At 37.6% G+C, this 17446-nt stretch carries 16 protein-coding genes; 12 read left to right on the forward strand and 4 right to left on the reverse strand.

Features of this window, described 5'->3' with window-relative positions:
• Positions 1–148: 148 nt before the first annotated feature.
• Positions 149–802, reverse strand: a complete 654-nt coding sequence (locus PL_RS24440) for a hypothetical protein (protein ID WP_152620266.1) — start codon at positions 800–802, stop codon at positions 149–151.
• Between the two features lie 173 nt (positions 803–975).
• On the opposite strand from PL_RS24440, the gene PL_RS24445 reads away from it, so the two are divergent.
• The 3 genes from PL_RS24445 to PL_RS24455 all read left to right on the forward strand — a co-directional run bounded on the left by PL_RS24445 (position 976) and on the right by PL_RS24455 (position 3076).
• Positions 976–1722, forward strand: a complete 747-nt coding sequence (locus tag PL_RS24445; RefSeq protein WP_041879438.1) for a hypothetical protein — start codon at positions 976–978, stop codon at positions 1720–1722.
• Between the two features lie 195 nt (positions 1723–1917).
• Entirely contained in the window at positions 1918–2715 is a 798-nt protein-coding gene (locus PL_RS24450; protein ID WP_041879435.1) for a HipA family kinase, read from the forward strand.
• On the forward strand, positions 2693–3076 hold the full coding sequence (locus tag PL_RS24455) for a DUF3037 domain-containing protein (RefSeq protein WP_041879433.1): 384 nt from the start codon (positions 2693–2695) through the stop codon (positions 3074–3076). Before PL_RS24450 ends, PL_RS24455 begins: the two co-directional genes overlap by 23 nt.
• Before the next feature lie 74 nt (positions 3077–3150).
• On the opposite strand, the gene PL_RS24460 is transcribed toward PL_RS24455, so the two are convergent.
• Positions 3151–5655, reverse strand: a complete 2505-nt coding sequence (locus tag PL_RS24460; protein ID WP_348620596.1) for a M1 family metallopeptidase — start codon at positions 5653–5655, stop codon at positions 3151–3153.
• Positions 5656–5870: 215 nt separating this feature from the next.
• Here PL_RS24460 and sufB point away from each other — a divergent pair, with 215 nt between their 5' ends.
• From sufB to PL_RS24500, 8 genes are all read left to right on the forward strand, one after another.
• A complete protein-coding gene (gene sufB / locus PL_RS24465) occupies positions 5871–7316 on the forward strand; it encodes a Fe-S cluster assembly protein SufB (protein ID WP_041879430.1) in 1446 nt (481 codons plus the stop codon).
• A 24-nt stretch (positions 7317–7340) separates the two neighbouring features.
• Positions 7341–8114, forward strand: coding sequence for a Fe-S cluster assembly ATPase SufC (sufC, locus tag PL_RS24470; protein ID WP_041879425.1), 774 nt, complete (start codon positions 7341–7343; stop codon positions 8112–8114).
• Between the two features lies 1 nt (position 8115).
• Positions 8116–9447 carry a Fe-S cluster assembly protein SufD gene (sufD, locus tag PL_RS24475; protein ID WP_041879422.1) on the forward strand — a complete coding sequence of 444 codons (1332 nt, stop codon included), beginning with the start codon at positions 8116–8118 and terminating at the stop codon, positions 9445–9447.
• A gap of 11 nt (positions 9448–9458) precedes the next feature.
• Positions 9459–10682, forward strand: coding sequence for an aminotransferase class V-fold PLP-dependent enzyme (locus tag PL_RS24480; protein WP_041879419.1), 1224 nt, complete (start codon positions 9459–9461; stop codon positions 10680–10682).
• A 9-nt stretch (positions 10683–10691) separates the two neighbouring features.
• Positions 10692–11111 carry a SufE family protein gene (locus tag PL_RS24485; protein WP_041879416.1) on the forward strand — a complete coding sequence of 140 codons (420 nt, stop codon included), beginning with the start codon at positions 10692–10694 and terminating at the stop codon, positions 11109–11111.
• 11 nt (positions 11112–11122) lie between these two features.
• On the forward strand, positions 11123–11434 hold the full coding sequence (locus PL_RS24490; protein WP_041879413.1) for an SUF system Fe-S cluster assembly protein: 312 nt from the start codon (positions 11123–11125) through the stop codon (positions 11432–11434).
• Positions 11434–12069, forward strand: coding sequence for a helix-turn-helix transcriptional regulator (locus PL_RS24495; RefSeq protein ID WP_041879410.1), 636 nt, complete (start codon positions 11434–11436; stop codon positions 12067–12069). The genes PL_RS24490 and PL_RS24495 overlap by 1 nt, the downstream gene beginning before the upstream one ends.
• Positions 12070–12289: 220 nt before the next feature.
• Positions 12290–15283 carry a lantibiotic dehydratase gene (locus PL_RS24500; protein ID WP_041879408.1) on the forward strand — a complete coding sequence of 998 codons (2994 nt, stop codon included), beginning with the start codon at positions 12290–12292 and terminating at the stop codon, positions 15281–15283.
• Here PL_RS24500 and PL_RS24505 read toward each other — a convergent pair.
• Both PL_RS24505 and PL_RS24510 read right to left on the reverse strand, forming a co-directional pair.
• Entirely contained in the window at positions 15267–15989 is a 723-nt protein-coding gene (locus tag PL_RS24505) for a LytR/AlgR family response regulator transcription factor (RefSeq protein ID WP_041879406.1), read from the reverse strand. The genes PL_RS24500 and PL_RS24505 overlap by 17 nt on opposite strands.
• Positions 15990–15994: 5 nt before the next feature.
• Positions 15995–17065 (reverse strand): sensor histidine kinase, encoded by a 1071-nt coding sequence (locus PL_RS24510; RefSeq protein WP_041879404.1) that lies wholly within the window; start codon positions 17063–17065, stop codon positions 15995–15997.
• 127 nt (positions 17066–17192) lie between these two features.
• Between PL_RS24510 and PL_RS24515 the strand changes: the two genes are divergently transcribed.
• A complete protein-coding gene (locus PL_RS24515; protein WP_160292075.1) occupies positions 17193–17342 on the forward strand; it encodes a hypothetical protein in 150 nt (49 codons plus the stop codon).
• The last annotated feature ends 104 nt before the right edge of the window (positions 17343–17446 follow it).

The raw sequence follows: 17446 nt of genomic DNA on the forward strand, positions 1-17446 counted from the left end.
CAGCAAAAGATAAATTATAAATGATTTCCAGTATACGTTTTTATCTTTGTATAAACAGAAAATGCTTATCAGCAGGCAAACAAGCTCTGTAATAGTATTGACTGTAAAAAAATCTGCAATGGTTTTGACCGTGAAAAAATCCAGCATATTATCTAGGGGACAAATCAGGTTTCTTTAACGTATCGATTAGTAAAGTTGCTCCAATTGACATGCAGTTTGAAGGTGGAGGGCATAATTCACCTCTGTTTTCAGGAACGAAAGTCACAATAAATCCGTTTTTAGATACTTTAGTGTTTTTATTTGCAATACTCTCCTGATTAACAATGTTTTCGTAATAGTCGAAGTGTAAGATTCCGTCCTCAGTCTGAACCGGCTTGGTCGATACCATTAACAGGGTGTTGTATCCCCAGTATTTTTTTGGAGGTACAGGAGTTTTCCTTCCTATTAATGTAGTATCATACTTTTTATTGTAGGTAATCATATAAAAACGTACACCATCTCCTTTTTCCTGTTCCAGCTGATTAAGCATCTGTCTTAATCTTTCTTTACTGAACCAAACACAACGGGTGTCCGGTTTTTTGGGTGCACGTGCGCTTACTTCTTCTTCAGTCTGGTCTACATAACCTGCATGAGGAGCGTAATTCTGAACATATTCTTTTGCAGTTCTGACATCAACCAAAACTGAATCAGGTATAGCAACATCCTGACCGGTTGTTTCTACTTTAGCAGTTTCTTTTTGCTGACAAGCAGCAACACTTACAGCAATTAATGCAGTAAACAGAATAGGGAATTTTAATTTCATAATATGGGCGTTTTTTTTAGCTAACCTAGGTATTTTATTTCTTACAGCAAACTTCATTTTGCCTTTTAATAAAGCTAAAATGCTGAAATCGAAAAGCTGTTTTCACCCTGTCATTTAAGATCGGTCAGCTTGATATTTGGCCTATATACTGTTCTTATAAAATCATATTTATTATGTGTACGCAAGGCGTTATTCAACTCATTGGGAAGCCGGTTAATGAAAAGCAGGCTGCCGTTTCATTTAATTTGCTGCCAGGTTCTGATCCGGTAGCTATGGGCTGTTTTTTATCCATCTGGGAGGGTAGCCGTACTCTTTCGAGCTCAGAAGCTTTGCAAACCAGAAGAATAAATAGTGGTGAACTTTTTGGTGATCATATATTTGATAAGCTTTCTATTGGAAAAAAGAATTATATTGTTGGGTTGGGCATTGATAAGGGAAGAGCTACAGAAACAATTGTAGCAACGCTGTCTTTGGGTGTGTCAGCTATACTTAATCAGCCCCTCCCTGCGGTATACAGTAATATAAGTGTAAATGCAGATAATATTGGAACAGATTTTCTGATTGCACATTTTGCCAGTCCGTGCTGTAACCAGATCAAAGCAAATAAAAAGTGGATTGCCCTGTTTCAGGGTGAATTTAACTCCGCGATCTATAATGGAACAAATATGATTGCCACCAGTAAGGCAGCACCTTATCAATACTCTGGAAGCATTATTATGAAAAATATACCAAAAGGACTGGCTCGTTTTGAAACTTATACTTTGATATTTGGACAGGGGCTGGATAAATTCGGTGATCTTGATTATACTAAGCTGATCAGCAGTTGTACATTCATTGTTTGGAGATCAAAAATTTATATAGGCGCCTCTGCCACCAGCCCTTTTTCGGCTTCTTCACCCACATTAATTAACGCTATATAAGAACTTGTTATGGACCTGGAAATATTTCTTCGTTTTCTTCTGATCTTACTTCTTTTAATCCCGCAGAATGTGAGTGCCCGGAAATATCATCATCATCACCATCAGCCAGTAAGAACATTACAGGTTTTTAAATGAGGTCTTTGAAATAATTTTGCCTAAATTTCAAGCCTCCTCTCTCAAGAGAGTATTTTTATCATGAATATTAATGAATTTCAACTCAGAACCGTCAATGTAACCCGTTATGTTACACCATTGCGTGAAGGAGGATCTATGCCTGCTATTGCAGAAGCTGATGATGATTTCCTGTATGTCCTTAAGTTCCGTGGTGCAGGGCAGGGGGTAAAGGCATTGATCGCCGAGATAATCGGTGGTGAAATTGCACGTACTCTTGGTTTTAAAGTACCTGAAATTGTGTTGGCTAATCTGGACGAGGCTTTTGGCCGTACAGAACCGGATGAAGAAATACAAGACCTGCTGAAAGCCAGTATCGGACTTAATCTTGCCCTGCACTATCTTTCAGGTGCAATTACCTTTGATCCTACTGTAACCACTATAGATGCGAAACTTGCTTCACAGATCGTTTGGCTGGATTGTTTGTTAACAAATATGGATCGTACTGCACGTAACACCAATATGTTAATCTGGCATAAGGAATTATGGCTGATTGATCATGGTGCTTCTCTTTATTTTCATCATTCCTGGCAAAACTGGGAAGAACAGGCACAACGGCCATTTGTCTTGATTAAAGATCATGTGCTACTGCCCTGGGCCTCAGAGCTGGAAGCTGTTAATGCAGAATTCAGCCCGATCATTACTAAAGAACTGATTTATCATATCGTAGGTTTGATCCCGGCAGAGTGGTTATGCGAAGAACGCACATTTAATTCAGCTGAAGAACATCGCAATGCTTATGCCCGGTTTTTGGAATTAAGAATAGCGAATTCAGAAATTTTTGTAAAGGAAGCACAAAATGCAAGACAATCACTTATTTGAGTACGCAATAATCCGCGTTGTACCAAGGGTGGAACGTGAAGAATTTATGAATGCAGGTGTTATACTTTATTGTGCCAGACAGAAATTTCTGCAGGCAGAGATTATCTTAGATAAGGAAAAACTAAGTGCTTTTTCACCTGCAGCGGATATAGAAGAGATTGAGCAAAATCTTTTGGCTTTAAAACGGATTTGTGCCGGTGGAAAAGAAGGAGGGCCGATTGGCCTGTTAGATGCTGCATCACGTTTTCGCTGGCTGACTGCTATGCGGAGTACAGTACTTCAAACTTCCAGGGTACATCCTGGTTTTTGTAAGGATCCCGCTGAAAAGCTGATGCTGCTACTTGAAGAACAGGTGTTATAAATTTTTTTTAAATGAATGACAAAAAAAAAGCCCCCTTTTAAATATAAAAAAGGGGGCTGATAATTTAGAATTGATTATTTCTTATCATTAATCTGTTGCTGAGCTTCTTCTATAAGCTTCACTGAAGGGTCGTCGTTTTGTTGTTTACGCACTTCTTTTACCTGATTAAGAATACTGATAATTATGGGGGCAGCTCCCTGCACCTTATACTTAATACCCATATCTTTTAAGATATTAATTCCCTGCTGGGCGTTTTCAGAATTTTTAAGGTGAGCAGTCATGATGGTGAAATCTTTCAGCATGTTAAATTGTGACTGCGGATCACTGTCCTGATAATTTTTATAGACAAATGGCCATTCTGCATCGCTGCCATTTTTAGCATAAATTGCAACAATAGCTTTTGTCAGTTCACCTTTGTTATCTTTTTCAAGAGATCTGGCAATGGTCAGCGCTTCTGTAGGTTTTAGAATAGATATTGCATATAAAGATGCACCTTGTACCGCATATGAAGAGCTTTTCAGTCCTTCGGTAAAAAGTGCCACCTGCTCTGCTGCATCTTTAGTACCGCTGATGATTTTCATGGCTTCAGCCTTTGCGAGGTTATTGTCGTCAGTTTTGGCTATTTTCAGAATTAAAGGAATTGCCGGATTTGTTAAAGCAGTATTATCCGGGGCAATACTGTTCATTGTTTTGATACGTAATCCGTAGTATTTATCCTGCAAGGCTGCCAGTAATATTTGCTGTGCTACAGGATCATTTTGCTGTGCTGCAGCTCCTTCAATGGCTTCCAGTCTATCCATGTATAATGGAGCGTGCTGATATTGGAATAGTAATTCTCTGAGGCTTTTATGGTCAGTTTTTTTGCTTAATGTGATTTTATCGGCATCTACATTTACAAGCCCTGGCTGGGCGGTTAATTTAAAAGTCAGTGTATCTGATTTACTTCGCATCCAGATCTGATGACGTTCTTTCTGTGTACCATGGTAAATATCTACAGCCATTGGTAACTGGAATGCCTTCCCATCCTGAGTCTGGTTCAGGTAAATGGTTTGTGTTTTAGTGGCCTCATCCCATTTGTATTTAATGTCGAGTAAAGGATGGCCTGCACCATAATACCATTGATTGAAAAACCAGTTTAAATCTTTGCCGCTGGCTTCTTCCATGGCAAGGCGTAGCTGCTGACCTTCACCATTTTTAAATGCATTGGTTTTCAGGTAAATATTTAATCCTTTAAAAAAAACAGTTGGTGTCAGATAATTACGCAGCATATTCAGAATACGACCGCCTTTTTTGTAAGACACATCATCAAACATGTCCTGGGCAGCGTGGTAATGAAAACGTACCAGATCTTTTGTTGCATTTGCAGGATCTTCAAGGTATGTTTCCAGGGCTTCATTGTTATGCTCATCGCCGGTATCCTGCCCGTATTTATGTTCGGCCCACAGTGTTTCACTGAAATCTGCAAAAGACTCGTTTACAGTAAGATTACTCCAGCTTTCTGCGGTTACATAATCTCCAAACCATTGATGAAACAATTCATGAACGATTGTACTTCGTCCTTTATCGTAATATCTGTCTGCCAGTTCGCGTGCAGTGCCCTGTACATAGGCGCCGTGCAATGTCGCAGTTGTATTCTCCATCGCACCGCTCACATAGTCACGTACTACAATCTGTGCATATTTATTCCATGGATAATCTACGCCCAGAATTTTTGAGTAAAATTCCATTACTTCGGGAGTAAAGCTGAATATTTCCTTTGCATAGGGTGCATATGCTGGTTCCAGATAATAACTAACCTCTTTGTCACGCCATTTGTCACGATATATTTTAAAGTCTCCGACTGCCATCATAAACAAATAAGGGGAATGTGGTAATTCCATTTTCCAGGTATCTGTTCTTGTACCGTCAGCATTTTTCTTCTGTGAAGCCAGTCTGCCGTTGGATAAGGTTACATATTTGGCTGGCACAGTCATACTGATTTCATCAGTAGTTTTTTGATTGGTTCTGTCAATTGTAGGAAACCAGGCAGAAGAGCTTTCCAGTTCACCCTGTGTCCAGATTTGTACGGGTTTACCTTTTTCAGTACTGTCCGGATTAATAAAATAAAGTCCTTTAGCATCGGTTATAGCTGCACCTGCTTCAAGTTTTAGCTCATCCGGCTTTGCTGTATAATCAATATAGATGGTGTAATTTTCTGTACTCTGATAAACTTTGTCTAGTTTAATTGCCAGTGAAAGATTATCATAGGTATATTTCAACGGAATGTTCCTGCCATTTCTAACCACAGCAACTGTCTTAATATCCATGCCTTTTGCATCAAGTCTTAAGCTGTCAGTTGCATAAATATGGGGCTTAATTGTTACCCATTCTTTTCCATATAAATAGCGCTTTTTATAGTCAAATTTAACATCCAGTTTAGTATGGATCAGGTCATTGATTTTTTCAGCACTTCCTCTGTAGATTTTTAATAAAGGATCTTCAGATTTTTGTTGGGCAAATGCCGGTAGTGCAACTGCTGTGGCAATGAAAAACATCGTTTGCAGTACAGCACGCTTATAAATTCTTGGTTTTATAATCATTTTAACGTCTTTAAAATATCGCTGTAAATCTAAGTGGACTATTGATAAAGTGCAAGTATTGTTTTTGCTAAAGAATTTAATGTTTTGTTCAAACTCATCGTATTGTAATAAACAAAGGAATTCCTTTGTTTATTACCTGCTTTACTTATATTTGTACCCTGCTTTAATCATCAGCTATCCGAATGCTGCCGATAAAGTTCTTAAACTGAATAATAATGGAAAAAGATGATTTGATGCTCGAACAACTGGCAAATCGTGAATACGAATTTGGCTTTGTTACAGCGATTGATATGGATATTTCTGAAATCGGACTCAATGAGGATACTGTACGGTTTATATCTGCAAAAAAGAATGAACCTCAATGGTTACTTGATTGGCGTATGAAGGGTTTCAAAGCTTTCCAGAAGCAAGAAATGCCGCAATGGCAAAACTTCAAAATGCCTGAAATTGACTTCCAGTCTATTTCCTATTATGCAGCTCCCAAACAACAAGCTAAATATGCATCATTAGATGAGGTTGATCCGGAGCTGTTGCGTACTTTTGAAAAACTGGGTATCCCGATATCTGAACAAAAACAACTGGCAGGAGTTGCTGTGGATGTTGTATTTGACAGTGTATCTGTGACTACTACTTATAAGAAACATTTGAATGAACTGGGGATTATATTTTGTTCTATCAGTGATGCGGTTAAAGATCATCCTGAGCTGATACAAAAATATCTGGGTTCTGTGGTTCCGCATACTGACAATGTTTTTGCTTCTTTAAACACTGCTGTATTCTCTGACGGATCTTTTGTATACATTCCTAAAGGAGTAAGATGCCCTATGGAATTATCTACTTATTTCAGGATCAATGCTGAAAATACGGGGCAGTTTGAGCGTACGCTCATTATTGCTGACGAGGATAGCTATGTAAGTTATCTTGAAGGATGTACTGCTCCAATGCGTGATGAAAATCAATTACATGCTGCGGTGGTAGAATTAATTGCCATGAAAGGTGCAGAAATAAAATATTCTACTGTACAAAACTGGTATCCGGGTGATAAAGATGGAAAGGGAGGGATATTTAACTTTGTTACCAAGCGTGGTGCCTGTCGTGGTGAACGAGCCAAAATTTCCTGGACCCAGGTAGAAACTGGATCAGCAATTACCTGGAAATATCCAAGTATTCTGTTGCAGGGTGATTATTCGTCAGGAGAATTCTATTCTGTTGCGGTAACCAACAATATGCAGATTGCCGATACCGGAACGAAAATACATCATATAGGTGCACATACTAAAAGCAGAATTATTTCTAAAGGTATTTCTGCCGGTCAGGGACAGAATAGTTACCGTGGTTTAGTGCAAATGGGGGCCAAAGCTGCTCATGCACGTAACTTTACCCAATGTGATTCCCTGCTGATTGGTGATCGGTGTGGCGCACATACTTTTCCTTACATCGAATCTAAAAACAACACGGCTACCATCGAGCATGAAGCCACAACCTCAAAAATAGGAGAAGATCAGGTCTTTTATCTGAATCAGCGTGGAATTGATGCTGAACAGGCCATTGCATTAATTGTTAACGGATATGCAAAAGATGTACTGAATCAATTACCAATGGAATTTGCGGTAGAAGCTCAAAAATTACTTTCTCTTACACTCGAAGGCAGCGTAGGGTAGATCATAAAAAAATATAGAAATAATATGTTATCAATAAAAAATCTTCATGCGAATATTGAAGGAAAAGAAATATTAAAAGGAATTAACCTGGAAGTTAAAGCTGGTGAGGTACATGCTATTATGGGTCCTAACGGATCTGGTAAAAGCTCATTGGCTTCTGTCCTTGCCGGACGTGAAAATTATGAAGTTACTGAAGGTGAGGTTTGGCTTGATGGTAAAAATCTGTTGGATATGAAACCTGAAGTACGTGCACGTGAAGGTGTTTTCCTTGCTTTTCAATATCCTGTAGAAATTCCTGGAGTATCAAACATTAATTTTTTAAGAACAGCATTAAGTGAGATCAGAACTCACCGTGAACTTCCACAGCTTTCAGCTAAAGAGTTCCTGAAAATGACCAAAGAAAAGCAGGCTCTTGTAGAGTTTGAAGCGAAATTGGCTAATCGTTCGTTGAATCAGGGTTTTTCCGGAGGAGAGAAAAAGAGAAATGAAGTATTCCAGTTAGCGATGCTGGAGCCAAAATTATCAATTCTTGATGAGACTGATTCAGGACTGGATATTGATGCGCTAAGGATTGTGTCCAATGGCATTAATAAATTGCGTTCTGCAGATAATGCTTTTGTTCTGATTACCCATTATCAGCGTTTACTGGAATATATTGTACCTGATTTTGTACACGTTTTATACAATGGTCAGATTGTACGATCAGGAACAAAAGAACTGGCATTGGAACTGGAAGAAAAAGGTTATGACTGGTTAAAAGAAGAGTTCCATGGCAATGAATCAATAAACAAAATCTAAGATGGTAAATCAGTTTACAACTCCATTTTATAATCAACTGATCACTGAGTTTGAAAATACGCCAAAAGCTGAGAATATTAACGCTGATCTATCAAAATCGCGGGAAGATGCTTTTGAACTGTTTAAAGCTAAAGGGTTTCCAACATCAAAAGATGAGGATTGGAAATTCACTAATCTGACTCCATTTCTGACTGATACTTTTTCACTGACTATGGGTGAAGCAGATCAGGAGGAAGTTAAGGCAGCCATAGATGCAGCCATAATCCCGGGCCTTGATGCATGGTTGCTGGTTTTACTGAATGGTAAGATTCAATTCGGATTATCCGTGTTACCTGAAGCAGATCAGTTGAGCGTACTTCCTTTGGAAAGTATAATCAATACTGAACTTTATAAAAATTATATTACCTGCAAAGAGGCAGAAGGTAATAGAATGTATGCTTTGAATGCAGCATTTTTTACTGACGGATACTTCCTTGAAGTGCCTAAAAATAAGGTACTCGACAAGCCTGTGCAGATTATTCATTTGTATACTGCAAATGAAAATATGCTTTTTCAGCCGCGCCATTTAATTATAGTAAATGAAAATGCGAAAGCTGAACTGATCGATAGTGCAGTTTCACTTGGACACACACAACGTGTGCTGATGAATAGTGTATCTCAGATTACTGTAAAAGAAAATGCAAATCTGATCCAGTATGTTATACAGGATAATGCTGCAGAAGACAGGCTGATCAATTATAACCATGTTACTCAGGAACGCAGCAGCCGTTACGATAATTTTATGTTTAATCTGCCAGGTGCAGAATTAATCAGAAACAATCTTGAAATTGTTCTGAACGGTACGGCAACTGAAACTCATTTGCTTGGATTATACCTTGTGGCTGATCATCAGCTGACTGATAATCATACAGCCATTCATCATAGATTCCCACATTGCGAGAGTAATGAGATTTATAAGGGAGTGTTACTGGACAAGGGTAAAGCAGTGTTTAACGGAAAAGTATTTGTAGAACGTCCGGCGCAGAAAACCAATGCCTTTCAGCAAAATAATAATCTTTTACTGAGTGATAAGGCACAGGTATTTGCTAAACCGCAATTAGAAATATTTGCAGATGATGTGAAATGCAGTCATGGTTGTACCGTTGGTCAGTTTGATCCGGAATCTTTGTTTTATTTACGTTCCAGAGGAATATCTGAAGAATCTTCCCGTAAACTACTGGTAGAAGCATTTATGTTTGATGTAACTCAAAAGATCGAGAATGAAGCGGTGAAAGATCATGTGCAGTCTTTAATTTATAAAAAGATGGAAAATTCATTATCAACTATCATCTAAAAAGAAAGGAAATGGGCCGATCAATAACAGAGAATATCAGAAAAGACTTTCCTATACTGGATACGAAAGTGTATGGTAAGGATTTAATCTATCTTGATAATGCAGCAACGACACAAAAACCTGTAGCAGTTTTAACTGCTGTAGAGGATTATTATAAAACCTGTAACAGCAATGTGCATCGTGGTGTACATTTGTTAAGTCAGCAGGCAACTGCCGCATATGAGGAAGCCCGTCATAAGGTCGGCCAATTCTTAAACGCAGCATTTAGTCACGAGGTTATTTTTACAAAAGGAACAACTGATGGTATTAACCTGGTTGCCTCTTCATTTGGACGAAAATTTCTGCATGTAGGTGATAGTATTCTGATTTCTGCAATGGAACACCATTCAAACATAGTGCCCTGGCAAATGATCTGCGAGGAGCGGGGAGCAACATTAAAAGTTATCCCGATGGATAAAAATGGTGTTTTGCAGCTGGACGTTTTACCTGCTCTTTTAGATGAAAGTGTTAAACTGGTGTCAGTTACATATGTTTCAAATTCGTTAGGAACGATTAACCCGGTTAGAGAAATTATCAGCCAGGCACACGCAAAAAATATACCTGTGATGCTTGATGCAGCGCAGGCTATACAACATTTACCTATAGATGTACAGGAACTGGATATTGATTTTCTTGCTTTTTCAGGACATAAAATTTACGGCCCCACCGGTATCGGGGTACTTTATGGGAAAGAAAAGTGGTTGAATCTGATTCCGCCTTATCAGGGAGGTGGTGATATGATTAAAACAGTTACTTTCGAAAAAACCATATACAATGATCTTCCCTATAAATTTGAAGCTGGTACACCAGATATTTCCGGAGCTATAGGACTAGGTGCAGCTATAGATTATGTTAATTATATCAGTCTGGATGCGATACAGGAAAAGGAGCATGATCTGCTAAATTATGCACTGGAGCAAATGGCTGAAATAACGAGTCTGAAATTTATTGGCAAAGCAGAACAGCGGGCAAGTGTAATCTCGTTTTTAATTGATGGGGTACATCCTTATGATTTAGGAGAATTACTGGATAAGCAGGGAATAGCAATCCGTACAGGTCATCATTGTACTGAACCGATAATGGACTTTTTTGATATTCCCGGAACCTGCAGGGCGTCTTTTGCTTTTTATAATACCCGTTCGGAAGTGGATTTACTGGTAGCCGGAATAAAAAGAGCGGCTGCTATACTCATTTAATTATTACAGATGACAATTAACGAACAACAGGACGAGATTATAGAGGAGTTTGAAATTTTTTCAGACTGGATGGATAAATATGAGAATATCATTGATATGGGGAAAGAACTTCCACTGATTGATGCACAATATAAAATACCAGAAAATCTGATTAAGGGATGTCAGTCAAGTGTCTGGCTGCATCCTGAATATAAAGAAGGCAGGATCTGGTTTACTGCTGATAGTGATGCTATCATTACCAAAGGGTTGATTAGTATGATGGTCAGGGTTTTATCCGGACATACTCCGCAGGAAATCATAGAAGCAGATTTATATTTTATAAATACTATAGGCTTACAGAGTCATTTGTCGCCTAATCGTTCAAATGGGTTACTGGCAATGTTGAAACAAATGAAAATGTATGCCATGGCTTTCAAATCACAGGGCTAAAAAGAGTTGTTATGAATGAACCATTGTTAAGAGATAAAATCGAAGAAGCACTACATACGATCTATGATCCAGAGATCCCGGTTAATATTTATGAACTGGGGCTGATCTACAAGATTGATATGCTCGAAGATAATAATGTACATATTTATATGACGCTGACAGCTCCGGCATGTCCGGCAGCGGGAGAAATTCTCGGTGAGGTGGAAACTAAGGTGAAAGCTATAGAAGGAGTAAATGGTGTAGAAGTACGTCTTACTTTTGATCCGCCATGGGACAGGGATATGATGAGTGATGAAGCAAAATTAGAACTAGGCTGGTTGTAATGGAAAATAAAGTGCCATTTAGGGAAGGTGCTGTGAATCTGCTGAAAACCAGCGGACCACAGTCTCTGTTATCGCTCGCCAGAGAGTTTAAGGTGACGGTAGAGGGTGCACGTTTCCAAATGCTCCGCTTAGAAAAAGAAGGTCTGGTGACTTCCAGTAAAACAGTTACCGGAAGGGGGAGACCTCAACAATTATGGTCACTGACCAGCATGGGACAATCGCGTTTCCCTGATACACATGCTGCACTTACTGTGAAGCTGATGGAAGTTATGAAAGAAATGCTTGGGGAAGGTGCAGTTTCACAGCTGATTACTGTGAATGGTGAAAAAGGAACCAATAAATACCTGCAGGAGCTGGAAGGTGTTGTTGATCTTGAAAAGAGGATCGATAATTTTGTTTCTATAAGGACAAAAGAAGGTTATATGGCTCAGGTAATCAAAGATGATGAGGGATTTATTTTTATTGAGAATCATTGTCCGATAGGGGCTGCAGCTCATGCCAATCCTGCAATATGCAGCGCAGAGTTCAAAACACTGCAAACTGTTATTGGAGAAAATGTACCTATCAAACGCATAGAGTACATCGTTGACGGAGGCAGAAGATGTGCTTACCGTATATCTTCCATTAAATTATAGATTAAGCTGCCTCGCAATCTGATTTGGATTTCAATGGTATAACTTTGTGCTTTTTCTTTAATTATCTTATTATCAGTTGATTGTTTGTGAGTGTCTTTTTAATTGTTCGTTTTCGGACAAATTGTATTTATAAACCAGCAATACATGTGATTTTTTTTATAAATTTCGCCATCAGGGATTATCCCATTCTATCATACCAAATATTATTTAATCGTTTGAAATGTCTGAGTTCATTGTAGCCCCCTTTTTACTTGTACGTTCACCAGCTTACAGTTACGAAAATTTTAACGAACAATACTTACAGCAGGTATTAAAAACAGACTTTTTCAGAGCGGGTCTGTATTTTGCCAGTCAGACATTATATTCAGAGCTACAGAAAAAGGATTTTGATTATGAACAATTAAATCAACACGTTAGAGTAACCCTGTGGAAATACCTGAACAGGATGTGTTTCAGAGCACTGCCATATGGTCTTTTTTCTTCGTTTTCTTTGGCAAAATGGACTTCCCGACAGTACAATAAGCTCAGTTTCACCGGGGCTGGGAGATTAACGGCGCTTCCGGATTTTGTAACCGTACTGGATTACATTAAAACATTAAAAACCGGGGGTTTACCATCCATTAAATATTATACCAATAATTCTATGTATTCGGTAGCCGGAGAGTTATATTTTGTGAGCCAGGCCTATGCAGAACAGAATAAACATGTTATAGTACATTTAAAAGTAGTTCCCGGATTAAAGAAATTGCTGAAGTTTATTGATCAGGGACAGACAAGAGATGCTATTCTTAATTATTTAATGGAACAATATGGAGAAGAAGCTGGTATTGAAGACTATTTTAATCATTTAGTACAAGGACAGGTAATAGTACCAGAGTTAATGCCAAATATTACGGGCATGCTGTATAATGAGCGCTGTCTGGGTTTATTAAAGGAATACCCTCAGCTTAATTTGAATGGGCTGAGAACATTCTCTATCCCGGTTAATGCTCAAAACGATTCATTACCGGTACTTTCAGCTCATATACAGGATCTGATTGGCCGGGATGAAGGAAGAGTTCCCTATAGTTTATATCAGCGTGAGATTACAGGAGGATTAACTAACCAGGTGCATGCAGAGTTTATCAAACTGATTAAGAATCTGGACAAAATGATTCCGGACAGGAGTGATGAGCTGATGAAAAAATTTAAAGAGGCCTTCAGAAAGAAATATGACCGGCAGGAGGTTTCCCTTATGGAAGTGATGGACCCGGGGACTGGTATTGGATACGAAAATCTGGCCTCAGCTTTTGATCATCAGGATGATGGATTCATTAATGATTTAAGCAGAAATAAAGAACCAGAAACCAGGGTTAACTGGGGGGAAGCTGAAAAAATGATTTTTAAGAAGTGGAATCGTCTTTCCAGATCTGGTTCAGAGAAAATCATTCTGACTCAGGAGGATATTGATCTGCTTCCTGAAAGTAAGTCTTTAATGCCGCCAGGCATGTATATCTTATATAAAAATGTTGACCGGGAGTTGTGGATAGATCATATTGGTGGCGTTTCAGGAATGGAGCTGGGAACAAGATTTGGGGTGTCTTATACAGCAATTGAAGATCAGCTTAAAAAAATATGTGAACAAGAAATGTCTGTAAATGATGATTTTATATTTGCTGAAATTGCTTTTTCCCCTGCCAACAAGACTTCAAATATCAAGCAGAGGGGACATTTCTATTCTTATGAAATTCCTATACTGACTCATTCCATGTATCCGGATAAAAACACGATTAAATTAAGTGATCTGGCTATATCAATGAGTGGTAATACTATACTATTAAGGTCTGTTAAGCTTAATAAGTATATCATACCAAGACTTTCTTCAGCTTATAATACCCAGCTCACAACTATTCCTGCATTTAGATTTCTCTGCGATCTGCAGTATCAGGGAACTAAATCAAGTCTGACCTTTTCTCTGGAGCATTTTTTTCCTGGTCTGGACTTTTATCCGCGTGTACAGTTAGACAGAACGGTCCTTAGTCCGGCTAAATGGATACTGGATGAAAATAAAATTCAAAGAATAGTTGACGGACACTTTGATGAATTTAAAGAAGAACATCAGTTACCAGCGTATTTTAGTCTGAACGAAGGAGATAATTTTCTGGTCTTTAACAGCAACAATCTGAATGACATCGATATTTTCAGGAAATGTATTAAAAATAAAGAATCAATAACGCTCAAGGAATATATTATTCCCAGCCATGCTGACCTTTATGATGCAGAGAAAAGACCTTATATGAGCCAGCATATTGCCTGTGTGGTCAATAAATCTAAGTCATATGCTATTCCACAGCCCACTTCTGCTATAATCGGGAATATGAAAAAGCTAAAAGTCAAACGTGCATTTCTACCGGGAGGTGAGTGGTTATATATTAAGGTATATGCATATAATTCATTAACAGATGATATTCTGCTTAATGTTGTTTTACCTGTTCTTGAAAAATACAAAAAAAATGATTCAGGATTTAAGTGGTTTTTTATCAGGTATAAAGACACGGGGAATCATCTTAGATTAAGATTTTTTACTACGAATGGTTCTGCTCATCATTTACTTGCAGAACTTCATGAAAAGCTAAAACCACTACATAATTCGGGAAAAATATCAGAGATTTTGCTGGATACCTATCAGAGAGAACTGGAAAGATATTCAGCAGAATTAATTGATGAAGTAGAGTCGTTATTTTATCTGGACAGTGAATATATCCTTAACTCAATCCGGATAGGAGGGACCGGTACAAGATTTAAATTGAGTTTTGCAGTTCATTCTTCTCTGCTAATAATCAAGTGCTTTATTAATGACCAAAAGCAGCGAAGTGAGTTTATGAATATAGTATTAGCTGCTTTTTCTGCGGAGTTTAATCATACCGGTAAAGAAATTTCACATAAAATGGACCTTAAATACAGAAATTTTCAACCGGAACTGATTAAAAGCGGACAGTCTTCTGGTCTGAAAGATAACAGAGTTTATCCTCATTTTAATCAATTGCTTGATTCACTTAAGGAGAAAATCTCCAGCTGGAAGCATACCGATAAACATGATTTTATAGTAAGCCTTTTACATATGCACATGAATAGAATATTTGAAAGCTGTCCCAGAGAATATGAATTTCTGGCTTATCATTTTATGAAGAAACATCAGACTTATCTTAATTATATGACTAACGATGGGTTTTAATAACATTGCTATTTACCTTCTTTAAGAGTTGATCCTTGAAAGAAGAGCCTATAGGTAAAATCATTTTATCGATCATGATTTTGTTTCCTTCCATCATAGTTACCTTATCAATATTAATAATATATGACTTATGAATTCTGATGAAATTAAGCGTAGGTAAGCCCGCTTCGATTTCTTTCATAGTCAGATAAATAATATGATTATTCTGAGGTGTATGAATAACAATATAATTATTTAATCCTTCAATATATTCAACGTCATCATAATTGACTTTAAGCATTTTACCTTTGATACCAGGATTAACAAAGAAATAACTCTCGTTTTTTGGTGTACTCTGCGGTTTTTGTTCTTCGATCTTATTGATGACCTTTGTTACAGACTTTAAGAATTTTTCAAAGGAAATAGGTTTTAGCAGAAAGTCTGAAATATTCTTTTCAAATCCCTGTACAGCATACCCTGCATGACCGGTAGTAAAAATAATAGCAGTGTTTTTATAGATTAAATCTGCCACATCCAGACCGGACATTTCCGGCATATCGATGTCGAGAAACGTGATGTCTATATCTTTACGTTCATTAATATATTTAACTGCTTCCAGTGGATTTTGTGAAGAGGAGACAACCTCCAGCTGTGCACTGTCCGTGGCATATTTTTTTAGTGTTTCGATGGCATGTGATTCGTCATCTATGATAAAACATTTATACATAAAGGTTAGAGTGTTATTTGAAGCTTGAACGTATAATCATCTGCAGTTTCTATTATTTGGATTTCATGAGCATCTAAATAATATGCATCCAGTCTTAGTTTTAAATTTTTAAGACCTAAACCATGACTTGGAATAGGTTTTCTTGTTCTTATTTTTCTATTATTAATCGTGAATTGTAATTCATTGTTGTTAATTTCCAAATTGATTTTTACTGGGTGTTCGGCATTTTTAAGGTCAGCATATTTAAAAATATTTTCAACAGGTGTCAGCAGGATTAAAGGAAGTACCTGGAGATTCGCAGTATTTCCTGTAATAGTGAAAGATAGCTGTAAATTATGATCAAACCTAAATTGATTTAAATCTATAAACGAAGCAATTTGTTCAATTTCTTCTGAGAGCTCAACTTTTCCGCTTTGTGGTATTTCAGTTAATGCATAACGCATAATGTCTGAAAGTAAAAGTATTGGCTTAGTGAGCTGAGGTGCTGTCTTTATTGCAGAATTGTGCAGGAAGTTTAACGTATTGAACAGGAAATGCGGATTGATCTGTGATTTTAAGTAAGCAACCTCCGAATCGACAAGTTTCTTTTCCAGTTGTTGCTGATGTAACTGATCCAGTAATTTGCTCCTCTCCAGATCCGAAATTTCTTTCCGCTGAGCAATAATGTTTAAAGCAAACCAGTAACCTGAACTTATTCCTACAAAGTAGATAAATCTATAGACAGTTCTGGCAACAGTATCCTGAGTAATGACAGAAGCAGGAGGGTAGGTTGAAAGGTTAAGTACAAAGTATATCCACGCAAAAATATATTTTAGAGCCAGGTAGGCAGTAAGTTCGAGTAAGATCAGTACTACCCCGATATATATGGGTTTTTTATAGGCTATTGGCCATACAATGTGTGAGTTGGTATAGAAAAGTGTTATATTGAGCGCGTAAGCTAAAATATAGTCAGCTGCGGAAGCAGTTGGAACATGAAGAAGAAAAGATAAGAGAAATTCAAAAGTAATAAAAAGCGACCACGCGAAGATGTGGGCACGGTAAAACTTAAGTTTTTTTGAGGCGGATGCGGAAATCATTAATTCAAATATAAGAGATTATATGTTGATTTACCCCGAGATTACGCTAGTTCGTGTAATAACTTTTTTAATAAATGATGAATTCTCTATAATTGTTGAAATTAAGCGCTGTTGCATTATGAAAAAAATGAAAACAAATTTTTTAAAATTAGAGTTAACTCCTGTTTATCAGATCGCTGTAGTAAATAAATTTGGCCCTGTTCCAGAGAATATTCCTACAACTGCAGAAACCATTAGTTTTACCGGGCAGGGAGTTAATATTTCTTTTGCTAAATAAGAAATATAAGAAGATAAAATTACCTATAAAAAAGAGCATCACTGATTCATAATTGGTGGTGCTCTTTTTTTTACTGGAATTTTGGCTTTGAATTTGATTAAGTG

This window comes from Pedobacter lusitanus, assembly GCF_040026395.1.
Classification (GTDB): Bacteria; Bacteroidota; Bacteroidia; order Sphingobacteriales; family Sphingobacteriaceae; genus Pedobacter; species Pedobacter lusitanus.

Excerpts from the sequence above, each read along its gene's own strand:
- PL_RS24440 (WP_152620266.1), bottom strand. The coding sequence starts at position 802 with ATGAAATTAAAATTCCCTATTCTGTTTACTGCATTAATTGCTGTAAGT.
- PL_RS24445 (WP_041879438.1), top strand. The coding sequence starts at position 976 with ATGTGTACGCAAGGCGTTATTCAACTCATTGGGAAGCCGGTTAATGAA.
- PL_RS24450 (WP_041879435.1), top strand. The coding sequence starts at position 1,918 with ATGAATATTAATGAATTTCAACTCAGAACCGTCAATGTAACCCGTTAT.
- PL_RS24455 (WP_041879433.1), top strand. The coding sequence starts at position 2,693 with ATGCAAGACAATCACTTATTTGAGTACGCAATAATCCGCGTTGTACCA.
- PL_RS24460 (WP_348620596.1), bottom strand. The coding sequence starts at position 5,655 with ATGATTATAAAACCAAGAATTTATAAGCGTGCTGTACTGCAAACGATG.
- sufB (WP_041879430.1), top strand. The coding sequence starts at position 5,871 with ATGGAAAAAGATGATTTGATGCTCGAACAACTGGCAAATCGTGAATAC.
- sufC (WP_041879425.1), top strand. The coding sequence starts at position 7,341 with ATGTTATCAATAAAAAATCTTCATGCGAATATTGAAGGAAAAGAAATA.
- sufD (WP_041879422.1), top strand. The coding sequence starts at position 8,116 with ATGGTAAATCAGTTTACAACTCCATTTTATAATCAACTGATCACTGAG.
- PL_RS24480 (WP_041879419.1), top strand. The coding sequence starts at position 9,459 with ATGGGCCGATCAATAACAGAGAATATCAGAAAAGACTTTCCTATACTG.
- PL_RS24485 (WP_041879416.1), top strand. The coding sequence starts at position 10,692 with ATGACAATTAACGAACAACAGGACGAGATTATAGAGGAGTTTGAAATT.
- PL_RS24490 (WP_041879413.1), top strand. The coding sequence starts at position 11,123 with ATGAATGAACCATTGTTAAGAGATAAAATCGAAGAAGCACTACATACG.
- PL_RS24495 (WP_041879410.1), top strand. The coding sequence starts at position 11,434 with ATGGAAAATAAAGTGCCATTTAGGGAAGGTGCTGTGAATCTGCTGAAA.
- PL_RS24500 (WP_041879408.1), top strand. The coding sequence starts at position 12,290 with ATGTCTGAGTTCATTGTAGCCCCCTTTTTACTTGTACGTTCACCAGCT.
- PL_RS24505 (WP_041879406.1), bottom strand. The coding sequence starts at position 15,989 with ATGTATAAATGTTTTATCATAGATGACGAATCACATGCCATCGAAACA.
- PL_RS24510 (WP_041879404.1), bottom strand. The coding sequence starts at position 17,065 with ATGATTTCCGCATCCGCCTCAAAAAAACTTAAGTTTTACCGTGCCCAC.
- PL_RS24515 (WP_160292075.1), top strand. The coding sequence starts at position 17,193 with ATGAAAACAAATTTTTTAAAATTAGAGTTAACTCCTGTTTATCAGATC.